Origin of the sequence: Ruminiclostridium sufflavum DSM 19573 (assembly GCF_003208175.1) — a bacterium.
Taxonomy (GTDB): domain Bacteria; phylum Bacillota; class Clostridia; order Acetivibrionales; family DSM-1351; genus Ruminiclostridium; species Ruminiclostridium sufflavum.
This window is the reverse complement of sequence record NZ_QKMR01000022.1, coordinates 1-15,515: the sequence shown is the minus strand read 5'-3', so window position 1 is coordinate 15,515 and position 15,515 is coordinate 1. Positions and strand designations below refer to the sequence as shown.

Genomic DNA, 15,515 nt, shown 5'->3' with positions numbered 1-15,515 from the left:
TAAAGGCAGAGGTGAAACATGAAAGTTACAATGATGAATGTGGCACAAAAAGCAAATGTATCTATAACTACAGTGGCCAGAGTTGTCAGAGGAAACGGTTATGTATCGGAAAGTGTGAGAAAAAGTGTGCAGGAAGTGATAGACCAGCTGGGCTACATTGCACAGAAAAATCTATATTCCAGAAAAAATTTTAAGGAAGGTGTAATTGGCCTTGTAGTACCACACAGCTCTTCCAATATGTTTTTTCAGCTGCTGTCAAGAAATGTGAATGAAGCTGCACGAAATAAGGGCTTTCAAGTACTTACGTTGAATTCGGGAGAAGATCTTTCAGAGATACCGTATTTAGTGGATAGTCTTATAAAAAGAAATGTTGATGGCATAATTTTCAGTTCCTTTATACAAGATGATGTTCCGGCTGATATTAAAGAATATATGGATAATTTGGAGAAGCCTGTTGTTATGATAGAAAGGCCGGCAGAATATTTCGGAGTTGATAAGGTTCTTGTAAATAATACTGAAGGAACCTTCAATGGTACAAGTTATTTAATAGGAAAGGGACATACGGAGATTGCATATATAGGCAAGAAACAGGTTTTTAATGTTGAAAAGGAAAGATATTCCGGTTATCTCATGGCCATGGAAAAAAACCGGCTTGAAGCATATGCAAGAGAGCACACATTTTTTGTTGAAGAATATATTTCTGATTATGGATATCAGATTGCACAAAAAATATTTGAAGAGAAGGAATACCCGTCTGCGCTAATGGTTGCGGCTGATATACTTGCAGTCGGAGTTCTGCAGTATATGTATGAAAAGGGTATACGTATTCCTGAGGATGTTTCTATAGTCGGACATGATGACACTATTTCAGAATATTTGTCACCGGCATTGACTTCCATACGCCTTCCCATAGAGGATATGGCTGCGGAAGCCGTAGAAATGCTTATCGGCAAGAAAAACAGCACATATCATAATGCAAGATGCATTTCAATTAGCCCCAGAATAATTGAAAGAAATTCTGTTAAAAATCTTTAAAATAGATATCGCAGATACAAATTTAATATTTTTCTATAATGGAGGTATCAGTATGAAGCTGTCTCGTCAACTGGACAAATATACTCCTCTGATAATGCTGCTTCCGGCATTGTTAGGAATAGCATTTGTCCACATATACCCAAGTCTGGATTCTATAAGAATGTCTTTTTTCGACATTCAATTGCTGAAGCCTGACAGACCTTTCATAGGTCTTGGCAATTATGTAAAGGCACTTAGTGATCCTGCAACAATTAAAATCATAATTAACACACTTTTCTTTACGGTATTTTCTTTGATTTTTGGTGCAATATTGGCAATTATTGTGGCAATTGAGCTTAATAAGGGCTACAGGGGAAAAACCTTTTTCCGTGCAATATTTTTAGCACCATGGGTTACCCCTCCGCTTGTGACCGCAACGGTGTGGAGGCTATTGCTGAGTGAGTCCTTCAGTCCGATAAACAGATTTCTTATGGACATTAACCTTATTGACAAGCCGATAAATTTTTTGGGACAGACCGAGGTTTATTTTGGGTTTATCTCACTGCCTATGATTATGGTGATTATTATCAATATATGGAGTATATTTCCGTTTATGATGGTAATGTTTTTAGCCGGCTTGCAAACTATACCCTCTGAGCTGTATGAAGCGGCAAATGTCGATGGTGCAAGCAAATGGCAGCAATTTACCAAAATTACGCTTCCTTCGCTGCTGCCTGTAGTTGAGACTTCAATTCTTTTGGAAGGTATCTGGCAGTTTAATAATTTCAATATCAGCTATCTGGTAACAAAAGGCGGTCCCTTGAATCTTACGGAGGTTCTGGCGGTGCGGGTATACAGTGAGGCCTTTACTAACTTCAAATATGGATATGCCGCAGCCTTTAGTGTAATAATGCTTGTTATTGTATTAATACCGTCACTTTACTATATAAAGCGCTCTATAAGAGCAGATTATAGCGCTTAACGAGAGGAGTGTGTGAATAAAAAATGTCATCTAAAAAAATCAAGCCCGCATTGAAGCATTATGCCGTAATGGCAGTTACCTCTGTTTTTGTCTTGCTTCCGTTTTATTGGATGGTTATCACATCAATAAAGCCAAGCAATGAGGTTATGCTGTCACCGCCGACATATTTTCCTAAAGTACTTAATATTCAGAATTATATTGACGTATGGTCAACACTTCCTTTGCTTAAATATATGTCAAATTCGTTGTTTGTCTCTGTAATGACAACGATAATATGTGTAGCGCTGGCCACCCTATGCGGATACAGTATAAGCAGGTTTTCAAACCGAAGGCTCCAGAAATCGTCGGTTGTGCTTATGCTTTTGTCGCAGCTGATACCGGGAGTACTGCCTTTTATATCCTTTTATTTTATTATGTTCAATTTAAATCTGACAAATACCTATGCAGGACTGATAATTGCATATTCAATGTGGGGGATACCGTTTTGCACCTTGATGATAAAAAGCTATTTTACATCGGCGATACCTGTGTCGTTGGAAGAAAGTGCTACTATTGACGGCTGTACAAGATTCGGGATATTTTTCAGAATTGCACTTCCTATTTCCTTACCGGGAATAGTTGCCACAGCTATATTTTCATTTATACTGGCATGGAATGAGTTCATGTGGGCAAGCGTAATATTATCAAATAATGACTTGAAACCGGCATCAATAGGAATATATGACTATATCGGCCAATTCGGAGGAAATTCAAATATGGCTCTTACAATGACTACATCAGTATTGATAACCCTGCCTGCAATAATACTGTTTGCATTTTTGCAGAAGTACTTAATAAGTGGATTAACCGCCGGTGCGGTTAAGGGATAAAATAATATAAGTTTGAGGAGGAAGAAAAAATGAAAAAAGTAGTCAGACTAATTGGAGTAATACTTGCAGTTACAATGATGGTGGCTGTTTTCACCGCATGTGGCTCGGGACAGCAATCATCCGACAGCACTCAGGCACAGAATACTTCTTCAGCCGGAAGCACTAACTCAAATGAGCCAAGAGAGATTTCTTTCTGGATACAGAAATACGGCTCTGATCCTGCAGCACAGGAGACACTGCTCAAGGAAATGACAGCAGACTTCGAATCCAAAACAGGCATTAAGGTAAAATACTCAATTGTTGACTGGGGACAGGCATTAAACAAGCTTACTCTGGCATGCACAGGCGGTGAGGCACCGGATGTTGCAGATATTTTCTTTACTGCATCTCTGATACAGATGGGCGGAGATAAATATGGCCCGATGGAAATTGATGATGTGGCTAAAGAAATGGGAGAAGATTCATGGTTCCAGGCAGGTAAGGATGAAGCTTATCAAAATGGACACTGGTATGGTATTCCGTGGCGTTTTGACACAAGAGTACTTCTTTATAATACCGAATATTTCAAAGAAGCAGGAATTACTTCTGCTCCAAAGACATGGGATGAATTGGTAAGTGTAGGCAAAAAGCTTACAAAGACAGATGCAAAGGGTAATATTACAAGAGCAGGACTGGCATGGTTCAATATGATGGCCAGATTTGACCAGACATGGTTTTCACTCCTTGGCGGGGCAGGCGGCAGCCTTATGGATGCGGAATTTAAGAGCCCGACATTTAACACACAGGCAGGTATAGATTCTTTGACCTTCTTGAGAGATGTAAATGAAAAATACAAAATTGCAGTGCCTAATATGGTTGACCCTTCATATGACCCTGTTGCAGAATTTATGGCAGGAAAGGTGGCAATGGTATTCGGTGTTACCGCAGAAACAAAAAATAACATAGAGCAGCAGGCACCACAGCTCAAGGACAAGTTTGCATCAGCAGTTATGCCGAGCAAGAGCGGTGAAGGAGCATCTTCAATAGCATTTTCAGCTCCTATAGCTGTTTTCAAGACAACAAAGGATGCGGATGCATCAAAGCAATGGGTTAAATACTTCTGTAATACTGAAAATCAGCTTAAAGCATCAAAAACTCTGTCGCTTCTAAACTCAAGCAAGGCTGTTATGAGTGACAGCTATTTCTCACAGGATGCATGGCTCAGCGCATTTGTCAATCAGTCTGACAGAGCGGTTGCCGGAGATATGCCTATTGCACAGTGGAGCCAGATTGATGCATGGCCTAACGGACCATTGCCTACATTGTGTACTGAGGTCATAGCTGGCAAGGATATACAGCAATCGATTGACAAGTCAATTAAGGAATTTGAAAATCTTATGAAATAGGTTTATTGAAGAAAGATAACTATTAATGTTCTGTGTAAGCCTCCTATCGACTATAGCAGGGAGGCTTACAGGAACAGAATAATTTTGATTTTGTGTGAATATAAGACGTTGATATAAAACTGGAAGGCTAAAAAATTGATATCGTTACAGAAATGGGGAATTATATATGAAAATTATGGTTTATAGCGGGCCAAGACAGCTAACAGTACAAAGTGCACCGGAGCTTGAAATGAAAGAGAATGAAGTCAGGATTAAGACTATTTGCTCCGGACTGAGTCATGGAACTGAAATGAGTGTATACAGAGGGTTGGCACCATTTTTCAGAAGAAAGTATGATCCGGACACAAGATTGTTTGAAGATGCCGATAATACCGAAATATGGCAGTATCCTATAAGAAGCTGTGATCCCGGAGTATGGTACATGGGGTATGCAAATGTAGGAGAGGTAATAGAGGTTGGCTCAGGTGTTAAAAATGTAAAGGCAGGAGATATAGTTTGCTCCTCTGCACCTCACCAGTCTGAAGTGGTTAAGGCGGAAACAGATGTGATAGTATTACCGGCAGGTGTTAAGCCTGAATATGGAGTGTTCTTTACAAATCTGGTGACAACCTTTAACGGAATTCTGGACAGTCATATAAAGCTTGGAGATACTGTTGTAGTAATGGGACTTGGAGTGCTGGGACAGCTTGTGGCACAAATGGCAAAAATGAGCGGCGCATTTAAGGTATATGGTATAGATATGTTTGAAACCAGACTGAATGCAGCTCTTGAAAATTGCTGTGACAAGGTTTTTAACCCTAAGGAGCATTCTGATATAGCTAAAGAAATCCGTAAGCTGACCAGCAATAAGGGTGCTGATGTAGTAATAGAGGTTACAGGGAATTCCGCGGCACTGAATGAAGCCGTCAGAATTGCCGCACCTGAAACCAGCGTTGTTGCACTCAGCTGGTATCAGGGAATGATAAAAGGATTGGACTTGTCCGAGGAATTTCATCATAACAGGATTGGAATCAAGCAATCTCAGACAAACAATATAGACCCTGCAATAAAAAACCTTTGGGACGATAAGAGAAGAACCGAGTCCTGCCTTAAAATTCTTGAAAGTCTGAAGCTGGATAATCTGATTACACATAAAATACCCTATGATGAAGTGGCATCAGCTTATGAAATAGTGGACAAGCATCCTGAGAAGGCAATTCAGGTTCTGATAACATATTAAATACACAAAGAGAGCATGCTTGGCGGTTTGGCATCCTGAGCAGAGCGGGAAAAATATAAAGTGAGGTGCTTTAAAAATGAAGATTTCGGTTTGTGTTGATGCGCTATATTTTGGAAAGGACATATACAGCGGATTAGAGGAAATAAAGAGCTGCGGTTATAATAAGTTTGAAATTTGGTGCTGGTGGGATAAGGATATTGACAGATTGGCAGAGCTGAAGGACAGACTTGGAATGGAGCTTACGGCATGCTGTACAAAATTTATCAGCCTTGTTGATCCCGGTCAGAGAGAGGAATATATACAAGGGCTAAGAGAATCAATAGCGGCAGCAAAGAAACTCGGCTGTAAAATGCTTATTACTCAAGTCGGGAACGATACCGGGAAAAGCCGTGAGGAGCAGCATAAAGCATTAGTTGAAGGCTTGAAGGCATGTGTGCCTATACTTGAAGAGAGTGATATGACACTTATTATGGAGCCGCTTAATACAAGAGTAGATCATCAGGGCTACTATTTATGGAGTTCAGATGAAGGCTTCCAGATTATTGACGAAGTTGACAGCCCTAATGTAAAGCTTCTTTATGATATATATCATCAGCAAATAATGGAGGGTGATTTACTGAGGAGGATAATACCGAATATATCTAAAATAGGTCACTTCCATGCAGCAGGCAACCCGGGAAGAAATGAGCTTTATTATGGAGAGCTGGACTATAGAAGAATATTTGAAGAGATAGACGAGACAAGCTTCAGCGGGTATGCAGGGTATGAGTATTTTCCAAAGGAGCCTGTAACCGAGGGCTTAATGAGAACTAAGGCTGAAATTGAACGGTAGGCCGGGGAGCTGATATTATGAAAGTCAAAACAGCTATATTGGTTGAGCCGTATAAAATCGAGATACAGCAGAGAGAAGTAAGCCTTGGATACGGGGAATTGCTTGTAAAGGTTCAGGTCTGCGGGCTATGCAATTGGGAGCTGAATCATTTCAGAGGTATTCTCGGAAATTGCCCTCAGACATTGGGTCATGAATGGGCAGGTATCGTAGTTGAAACCGGCAGGGGGACAAACGGCTTCTGTATAGGAGATATAGTGACTGTACTGCCGGAAAGGCTCGAAGGCTTTGCGGAATATGCGGCAATAAATTATAAGAATTGCTATAAGGTTGATCCTGATATTGATATAAGATATGCCCTGGGTGAACCCCTCAAATGCATAGTAACTGTTCTTTCAGCTGCAAATATCCGGGTCGGTGATACCGGTATTATTATGGGCTGCGGGCCGATGGGACTTTGGTGTCTGCAGGGAATGAGAAGCAGATTCTTGAAATGTCTTGCAGCGATTGATATAGATGACAGTAAACTTGCACTGGCAAAAAAATTCGGAGCAACACATGTAATAAATCCCTTAAAAGAGGATGCTGTTAAAAGGATTTCAGAAATTACAAGCGGACATATGGCAGATTTTGTTATTGAGGGAACAGGGAGTACAGAAGTATTAAACAATGCATTGGAACTTTTAAGGCCTTCAGGAAGAGGCAGGCTGATTCTTATGAGCTCACATGAGGAACGGTCGGAAAGCTTTGATTTCAGAAAATTAATAAAAGTGTCAGGTGAGTTAATAGCTGCACATCCGGGCTATTCCTTAAATCAGGCGGAGGACGAAAGACGTGCTGTTGAAATGCTGAATTCCGGAGTATTTGACCTGTCTGAAATTGTTACCCATCAGTACAAGCTGGATGATATTCAAAAAGCCTTTAATACACTCAACAATAAACCAAGGGATTATATTAAAGGCGTAGTTGTTATGTAAACAAATTTGCTTAAAATGGAGGCGAAGAAAATGAGAATAGGAATAATAGGCTGCGGGGCTATTACACGCTTCCGTCATGCACCTGAATGTGAAAGTAATCCTAATATAGAGATATCCGGATTTTTTGACTTGTTTGAGGACAGAGCTGCGGAATTGGCAGGCAGATACGGAGGAAAAGTATATAAAAATTATGAGGATATGCTTAAGGATGATGATGTTGACGGAGTTATAGTATGCACATCAAATGCCACTCATGCCGAGGTAACTGTAAAATCTCTCAAGGCGGGTAAGCATGTGCTGTGTGAGAAGCCGCTGGCTACCACTGTCGAGGATGGTATTGCAATGGACAAGGCGGCTGCGGAGGCCGGCAAGCTGTTAATGATAGCGCAGAACCAGAGAATGGACCTAGCACATAAAAAAGCAAAAGAGATTATCAGCTCGGGAGAATTGGGCAAGGTTATTTTTTTTAAAACAGAATTTTCTCATAGCGGTCCCGAAAATTGGGGAATAGATAAAACAAAAAACACATGGTTTTTTAATAAAAATGCGGCTATTTTAGGAGCAATGGGAGACTTGGGAGTTCATAAGATTGACCTCATGAGATGGATGCTTGAGGATGAGTTTGTTAAAATTTCAGCAATTGTGGGAGCACTTGATAAGAAAACTTCCGACGGTGAACCTATAAGTGTGGATGACAATGCAATATGTCTGATGGAAACAAGCCGCGGAATTGTGGGCACGGTTACTGCCTCATGGTCTAATTACGGAGCGGTTGACAATTCAAATGTAATTTATTGTGAGAACGGAGTAATCAAGATTGGAGCAACGCCTGAATATGGAGTTGAAGTAACTAAGAAAAACGGGGAAAAAATATTATACAAGCTGCCTGAGCAAACACGTTCAGGGATAGTCGATGCATTTTCGGATGCTGTGGAAAATGGAATGAAATCACCAATATCAGCGGGTGATGCGGTTAAAACGTTAAAGGTCATATTTGCGGCATTGGAAGCGTCAAAATCAGGAAGCAGGATAACAATACAATATTAACAATGTTAATACTATTAACAATGCTAATACTATTAACATGGTTTGTTTGAAAAGGAATGGTTGCTGAATTATGAATGAAAAAATAAACGCTTTAATATCTGAAATGACATTGGAAGAAAAAGCAAATATTTTATCAGGGAAGGATTTTTGGCATACTGAGCCGGTAAAGAGGCTTGGAATACCTGAAATCATGGTGGCTGACGGACCTGCAGGCCTTCGCAAGCAGGAGGAGGTCAAGGGAGCTCTCACTACTGTGCCATGCACCTGCTTTCCGTCAGAATCCTTGCTTGCCTGCTCATGGGATACAGACCTGATGGAGAGTTTTGGCAAGGCTATGGGGGAGGAAGCGGGCTTTGAAGGCGTAAATATAGTTTTGGGACCGGGCTGCAATATTAAAAGATCTCCCGTATGCGGCAGGAATTTTGAATATCTGTCGGAGGATCCTTATCTGTCCGGAGTTATGGCAGGTCATATAATTAAAGGAGTACAAGCGGAGGGTGTGGGTACCTCTTTGAAGCATTATATTGCCAATAATCAGGAGCATAGAAGGCTCTCTGTCAATGCGGTCATTGATGAACGTGCCCTCAGGGAAATATATCTGAAAAGCTTTGAGTATGCGGTAAAAATCGGGAAGCCATGGACTGTGATGTGTTCCTACAATAGGGTTAACAGCGGATATGTTTGTGAAAGCAGGAGGCTTCTTACAGATATTCTGAGAAATGAATGGGGCTTTGACGGAATTGTTGTTTCCGACTGGGGTGCGGTAAATGACAGGGTAGAATGCCTGAAGGCCGGACTGGATCTTGAAATGCCTTCTTCCGGAATGGTTAATACTCAAAAGATTATAAATGCCGTAAATGAAGCAGAGCTTGATATTGAAACAGTTGATAAATCGGTAGGAAGATTGCTGGAATTGATTTTTAAGGCTGTTGAAAATAAAGCTGAAAAGATATCCGCGGATATCAAGGATATAAACCATAAAAGGGCGCGGAAAATAGCCGGAGAATGTATAGTATTGCTGAAAAATGAGCAGAATATGCTTCCATTATCAAAAAGCGAGGACATAGCCTTTATCGGGATGTTTGCAAAGCAGTCAAGGTTTGAAGGAGGAGGAAGCTCACATGTAATTCCTACCCGGTTGGAATCGGCTTATGATGAGATGTGTAAGCTTTTAAACCGTGAAATTCCTTTTGCCCCGGGCTATAGCTTGAATAGTGATATTCCTGATGAGGAATTAATAAAGGAGGCCATAAAAATAGCTTCCGGTGCACAGAAGACAGTAATATTTGCCGGACTTCCGGAAAACTATGAATCAGAAGGGTATGACAGGAAGCATATGGATATGCCGGCTTCTCATATATGCTTGATAAACGAAATTTGCAAGGTTAACCGGAATGTAATTGTGGTCTTGTCTAATGGTGCTCCGGTTGCCATGCCGTGGATAGACAATGCCGGAGCCGTAATGGAAGGCTATTTATGGGGACAGGCAGGGGCAGGTGCTGTTTGTGAGCTTTTACTGGGGATATCAAATCCGTGCGGAAAGCTTGCGGAATCTTTTCCTGTTGCTTTGGAGCACAATCCGTCATATCTGAATTTCCCCGGTGAGGATGACGAGGTATATTACAGGGAATCAGTCTTTACAGGCTACAGATATTATGGAAGGAAAAAAATAAACCCCTTATTCTGCTTTGGGCACGGCTTGTCATATACAAGCTTTGAGTACAGCGCTTTAAGGCTGGAGGCAAAGGTCTTTGATGCCGGTGAGGATATCCTTCTTAATTTTAAGGTAAAGAATTCCGGAGACAGGCAAGGAAAAGAAATATATCAGATATATATAAGAAACGCCGAAGGAGAACTCAATAAACAGGCAAGCGAGCTGAAGCAGTTTGGAAAGCTGGAATTGGCAGCCGGTGAGGAAAAGGAAGTAACCGTAAAGATTGAAGGCTCCGCGTTTTCACATTTCTGTACAAGGGAACAGGCATTTATAGTTGAAGAGGGAGAATTTGAGATACTGATTGGTGCTTCTTCAGAAGATATAAGACTGACTGCCGGGGTCAAAATAAATTCCGCAGACAAGGTAAAAAAGGTTTATCATAAAAATTCCACCATTGGGGATATAAAAGAAAATCCTGCCGGAAAAATACTGTTCAAGGAACTGGAGGAACAATATCCCGAAGCCTTTGAAATGATATTTAACGGCATGGAGGATGACGGAAGCGATTTCAGGGATAAAATGATTCATTATACAGTTCTTAGATCTCTGGTGTATTTCAGCAAGGGTCTTATAAGCGAGCAAAAGATTGAAGAGCTCATAAATATCTTAAATAATAATTAATTCAGCGTTTTCACATAAAAAGGTTTACAGCGCTTAAGCTTATTAATGGTTTGTTGATGAAATAATTGCTTGAATTATTTATATCCTTACTAAAGTCAATTACGGTTCAAGCCTTCGCAACGATAGAATATCGTTTTTCTGGCGATAGTAATTGACTTTTGCGGCAATAAGCTTAAAAGCTGCAATTTTTAACTGGGAGAGCTGAGTAATTAAATAAATTAGCGATTGGAGGATTAACAATGAGAAAAGCATTTATCAGTCCATGCAAGTATGTTCAGGGAGAGGATGAGCTTTTAAATCTGGGGTACTTTGTAAGCTCCTTCGGGAAATCGGCACTGCTGATTGCACACAAGGACGATATCTCCAGAATAAAAGAAAAGCTGGATATTACAAAAGAGAAATTTGGAATTGATTTTGTTGAAAGCGATTTCGGAGGCGAATGCTCACGCCGTGAGGTTGGCCGTTTGAAGGAGCTTGCAAAGGAAAAATCCTGCGCTTGTACGATTGGATTGGGAGGAGGAAAGGCAATTGATACGGCAAAGTGTGTAGCAGAAGGCGAAGCGCTGATAATTGTGCCTACAATCGCCGCCACAGATGCACCTACAAGCCATTCCGCCGTTTTGTATACAGAAGAGGGAAAATTTGATGATTATGCTTATTTCAAGCAAAGTCCCAGTGTGGTACTGGTGGACACTTCTGTAATTGCAAAAGCACCTGTCAGATTTTTGGTATCAGGCATGGGGGATGCACTTTCAACCTATTTTGAAGCAAGGGCGACAGCAAGCTCCTTTTCAAATGTCAATGCAGGCTTGCCCTGCGGATACAGGGAAAAAGCCTGCAAGGAAGCAAAGGGGACTAATACTGCAATGGCATTGGCTGCTTTATGCTATCAGACTTTAATGAAAGACGGGTTAAAGGCAAAGCTGTCATGCGAAAACAGGTGCGTTACACAGGCACTGGAAAATATAGTCGAGGCTAATATACTGCTTTCAGGTCTTGGCTTTGAAAGCGGCGGCTTGGCGGCGGCACATGCGATTCATGACGGACTTACCATACTGGAAGGCACACACAGGTATTATCATGGTGAGAAGGTGGCATTTGGGACATTGGCACAATTGGTACTCGAAAATGCACCGGAGAATGAAATAGAAGAAGTACTGACCTTTTGTTCAAAAGTAGGGCTTCCGGTATGTCTGGCTGATATAGGTGTTTCACAGATATCCGATGAAGAGCTGATGCTTGTTGCCGAAAAGGCTTGTATTCCTGAAGAATCAATACATTCAATGCCGTTTTTTGTTTCAGCAGAGGCTGTAGCCGCGGCTATAAAAACTGCAGATAGAATTGGAAGTGACTTCAAAAGCAGTAAAGGAGCTTAGCTATGAAAAAGATTATAAACTCACCGGACACAGTTGTACAGGAAATGTGCAAGGGGATTGTACTTGCACATCCCGAGCTTGAATTTTTAGGCAAATATAAAATTATTAAAAAAAGAGAAATCAATGACAGCAAGGTTACATTAATCAGCGGAGGCGGCAGTGGACACGAACCTTCACATGCAGGATTTGTGGGAAAGGGAATGCTGGATGCGGCAGTTTGTGGAGATGTTTTTGCATCACCGTCGCAAATTCAGGTATATCAGGCAATTAAGGCTACAGCAGGCAAAAAGGGAACCTTGCTGATAATTAAAAACTATAGCGGAGATATGATGAATTTTAAAAATGCCGCTTTTTTAGCAGGTGAAGATGGTATAAAGGTTGACTATATAAGGGTTGATGACGATATCGCTGTTGAGGACAGCCTATATACGGTTGGAAGACGAGGCGTTGCAGGAACAGTGCTGGTGCATAAAATTGCCGGAGCTGCCGCTGAATCGGGCTTGGAGCTTGAGGATGTCAAACGGATAGCACAAAAGGCTGCTTCAAATGTGCGCAGTATAGGCTTTGCACTTACTTCATGCACAGTGCCTGCAAAAGGAACACCGACATTTGAATTGGGAGCTGACGAAATAGAATACGGTGTTGGTATACATGGCGAACCCGGTATAAAAAGAGAAAAAATTACTTCTGCCGATGCTTTGGCTGAAAAGATGGTCAAGGCCCTTTTAAAAGATTTAAGGCTTAAAGAAAGCGGTGCTTCTCCGAGGCTTGCATTGCTGATTAATGGTTTTGGAGGCTCGCCTTTGCAAGAACTCTATCTTTTAAATAATTCTGTAAATAAAATACTTGCAGAAGAGGGAATTACACCTGTGAAAATCTTTGTGGGTAATTATATGACCAGCATTGATATGGCCGGAGCCTCCGTTTCAATTATGAAATTGGATGATGAGCTGGAAGAGCTGCTTTTCAAGAAGAGTGAGGCTCCTGCATTTATAGTTTCAGGAACGGCACAGCCTTCAAACAGCGGTGATGAATTGATGAAACAGGAAGAAAAGACACAATCGGAAAGAGGCACAATTTTTGATACGTCATCGGACAGCATTGCTGATAATAAGCTTACCTTGGATAATCTTACATTCATAATAAAAAAGATGGGTGAGATTGTCATAAAAAATGAGGTGCCCTTCTGCGAATTAGATTCATATGCCGGAGACGGTGATTTTGGCATGAGTATTTCAAAAGGCTTTAAGCAGTTAAGAAACGAATGGAAGGAAATACTGGAGAATAAATGCGAAGATATGGGAAGCTTTCTGGAGGCATGCTCAATGGTCATAATGGAGTACTGCGGAGGTGCTTCAGGTCCTATATGGGGCTCTGCCTTCAGGGCTGCCGGCAGGAGTATCGGCAAAAAGAAAGAGGCATCGATTGATGATCTGGCAGAGATGCTTCAGGCAGCAGTTTCCGGAATACAAGCAACAGGAGAAAGAACCTTTGGCAGGGGTGCGGGTATTGGAGACAAAACATTAATGGATGCATTGATACCATGTGCGGAAGCAATGTCAAAATGTGCCGGGAATAAGGAAACTATTAAGGAGGCCTTTATGAAGGGCGCACAGGCTGCTGTTGAAGGAGCTGAGAAAACAAAAGGCATTGTAGCAAGGATGGGACGTGCAGGAACAGTAGGGGAAAGAAGCCTGGGATATCCTGATGCGGGAGCTCACGCATTGGGAGTCATTTTCAGTGAAATAAATGAAAATATTAAGTTTCAGGACTTTTAAGGGAAGTAGAATATATCTAAGAAATTCAAAGCTAAAAGCGTTTAGAAGCACATACTCAGAGGAGTATGAAGCCTAAACGCTTTTTTTGCTTTTTGCTGCAGGCTTACGCAACCGATTGCGTAAATCTGTATTGAAAAATGGAAAATCTGCCATTATACTTATATCATATTAAACCTATATGTTTAATATGATAAGAAAAGAATATTATATCTGCAAAAAACAAAATTATTATATGAGAGAGGGTTTTTCATGAAAAGATTATTTGCACTTATGCTAGCCCTTACGCTTATGCTCGGCATTCTGGCAGGTTGCTCTTCAAACAGCGGCAGTACTGCCAATTCTGACACAGGCATAAACAATGACAAAGCCGCAAACCGTCTGGCTAAGGTCGAAATTCTGAATATTTCCTATGATCCTACCCGTGAACTCTATGTTGAGTTCAATGAAGCCTTTGCAGAATACTGGAAGAATAAAACCGGACAGGAAGTAATTATCACTCAGTCACATGCAGGGTCAGGTAAACAGGCAAACGCAGTTATTGAAGGCAACGAAGCAGACGTGGTTACTCTTGCACTTGAGGGCGACATTGATGAAATACATAAGGCGGGATTAATTAACGATGGCTGGGTTGACCGGTTGTCTCTGAAAAGTTCCCCGTACACCTCCACAATAGTTTTTCTTGTCCGCAAGGGCAATCCAAGGAATATTAAGGATTGGGACGATATCGTTAAGCCGGGTGTGGAAGTGATTACCCCTTCTCCAAAAACATCCGGCGGTGCAAAATGGAATTTCCTTGCGGCATGGGCCTTTGCACTCAGGCTTTATAATGGTGATGAGACGAAAACAACCCAGTTTGTAAAGGATTTGTATGCTAATGTAACTGTTTTGGATTCCGGCGCACGCGGTGCGACAACAACCTTTGTTGAAAATAAGCAGGGTGATGTTCTCCTCGCATGGGAAAACGAGGCCTTCCTTTCTCAAAAGGAGCATCCGGACGAATTCGAAATTGTAACTCCGTCAATAAGCATTCTGGCACAGCCCTCTGTTGCGGTAGTTGACGAAAATGTTGATAAGCATGGCACGCGTGAGGTTTCTGAAGCCTACCTTGAATATCTCTATACTGATGAAGCTCAGCGCATTGAGGGAGCTTGGTTCTATCGCCCGTCAAACCAAGACCTCCTGAAGGAGTTTTCGGGCACGTTTAATCTGAATGTCAAGCTGGTCAACATCGATGATGATTTTGGAGGATGGAATGCTGCCAATAGCAAGTTCTTTGAGGATGGTGCCATCTTTGATCAGATTTACAAAAAGTAAAATTCAGACGGCTTAGAGGGCGATCTTATTGCCCTCTTTTTATTTATGGGCTTTAGCCTGTTGAGCATAAGGCAAGTTTCTCGGCAGAGAAATGAGCCATGCGAAACAATAAACCACCCGCTATGCGGGTGCGCGACAGAAGTTATACAAAAAAATCACCTTTTCGTTAAAATAGAGTTGTTCAAGCTACTAAATTAACGAGAGGAAAGGTGATTTTAATGGCAAATAAGGAACACAGCTTAGCTCACACAAAATGGATGTGTAAATATCATATAGTGTTCACTCCAAAGTATAGACGAAAGGCGATATATAATCAATACAAACAGAGTATCAGAGAAATTTTGATACAATTATGTAGCTACAAAGGAGTAGAGATACTTGAAGGGCATC

At 41.3% G+C, this 15,515-nt stretch carries 13 protein-coding genes; all 13 read left to right on the top strand.

Annotation, left to right across the window (positions count from 1 at the left end):
• Positions 1-18 precede the first annotated feature (18 nt).
• The gene (locus tag LY28_RS15385; protein ID WP_110463071.1) at positions 19-1,035 is read left to right on the top strand and encodes a LacI family DNA-binding transcriptional regulator; all 1,017 of its coding nucleotides are present in this window, start codon (positions 19-21) and stop codon (positions 1,033-1,035) included.
• Positions 1,036-1,087: 52 nt separating this feature from the next.
• The gene (locus tag LY28_RS15380) at positions 1,088-1,996 is read left to right on the top strand and encodes a carbohydrate ABC transporter permease (RefSeq protein WP_110463070.1); all 909 of its coding nucleotides are present in this window, start codon (positions 1,088-1,090) and stop codon (positions 1,994-1,996) included.
• Between the two features lie 23 nt (positions 1,997-2,019).
• The gene (locus LY28_RS15375; RefSeq protein WP_110463069.1) at positions 2,020-2,865 is read left to right on the top strand and encodes a carbohydrate ABC transporter permease; all 846 of its coding nucleotides are present in this window, start codon (positions 2,020-2,022) and stop codon (positions 2,863-2,865) included.
• A 29-nt stretch (positions 2,866-2,894) separates the two neighbouring features.
• Positions 2,895-4,250, top strand: coding sequence for an extracellular solute-binding protein (locus tag LY28_RS15370; RefSeq protein WP_110463068.1), 1,356 nt, complete (start codon positions 2,895-2,897; stop codon positions 4,248-4,250).
• A 166-nt stretch (positions 4,251-4,416) separates the two neighbouring features.
• On the top strand, positions 4,417-5,469 hold the full coding sequence (locus LY28_RS15365) for a zinc-binding dehydrogenase (RefSeq protein WP_110463067.1): 1,053 nt from the start codon (positions 4,417-4,419) through the stop codon (positions 5,467-5,469).
• A 76-nt stretch (positions 5,470-5,545) separates the two neighbouring features.
• Positions 5,546-6,301 (top strand): hydroxypyruvate isomerase family protein, encoded by a 756-nt coding sequence (locus LY28_RS15360; RefSeq protein ID WP_110463066.1) that lies wholly within the window; start codon positions 5,546-5,548, stop codon positions 6,299-6,301.
• A 17-nt stretch (positions 6,302-6,318) separates the two neighbouring features.
• Positions 6,319-7,275, top strand: coding sequence for a zinc-dependent alcohol dehydrogenase (locus LY28_RS15355; protein WP_110463065.1), 957 nt, complete (start codon positions 6,319-6,321; stop codon positions 7,273-7,275).
• A gap of 30 nt (positions 7,276-7,305) precedes the next feature.
• The gene (locus LY28_RS15350; RefSeq protein WP_242981347.1) at positions 7,306-8,322 is read left to right on the top strand and encodes a Gfo/Idh/MocA family protein; all 1,017 of its coding nucleotides are present in this window, start codon (positions 7,306-7,308) and stop codon (positions 8,320-8,322) included.
• 70 nt (positions 8,323-8,392) lie between these two features.
• Positions 8,393-10,657, top strand: a complete 2,265-nt coding sequence (locus LY28_RS15345) for a glycoside hydrolase family 3 C-terminal domain-containing protein (RefSeq protein ID WP_110463063.1) — start codon at positions 8,393-8,395, stop codon at positions 10,655-10,657.
• Positions 10,658-10,896: 239 nt separating this feature from the next.
• Positions 10,897-12,033, top strand: coding sequence for a glycerol dehydrogenase (locus tag LY28_RS15340; RefSeq protein WP_110463062.1), 1,137 nt, complete (start codon positions 10,897-10,899; stop codon positions 12,031-12,033).
• A 2-nt stretch (positions 12,034-12,035) separates the two neighbouring features.
• Positions 12,036-13,811 (top strand): dihydroxyacetone kinase subunit DhaK, encoded by a 1,776-nt coding sequence (gene dhaK, locus LY28_RS15335; RefSeq protein WP_110463061.1) that lies wholly within the window; start codon positions 12,036-12,038, stop codon positions 13,809-13,811.
• A 249-nt stretch (positions 13,812-14,060) separates the two neighbouring features.
• Positions 14,061-15,125: a sulfate ABC transporter substrate-binding protein gene (locus LY28_RS15330; protein ID WP_110463060.1), complete on the top strand. Its 1,065-nt coding sequence runs from the start codon at positions 14,061-14,063 to the stop codon at positions 15,123-15,125.
• A gap of 218 nt (positions 15,126-15,343) precedes the next feature.
• A partial coding sequence (locus tag LY28_RS15325) for a transposase (RefSeq protein ID WP_207658094.1) occupies positions 15,344-15,515 on the top strand: 172 nt, incomplete at its 3' end.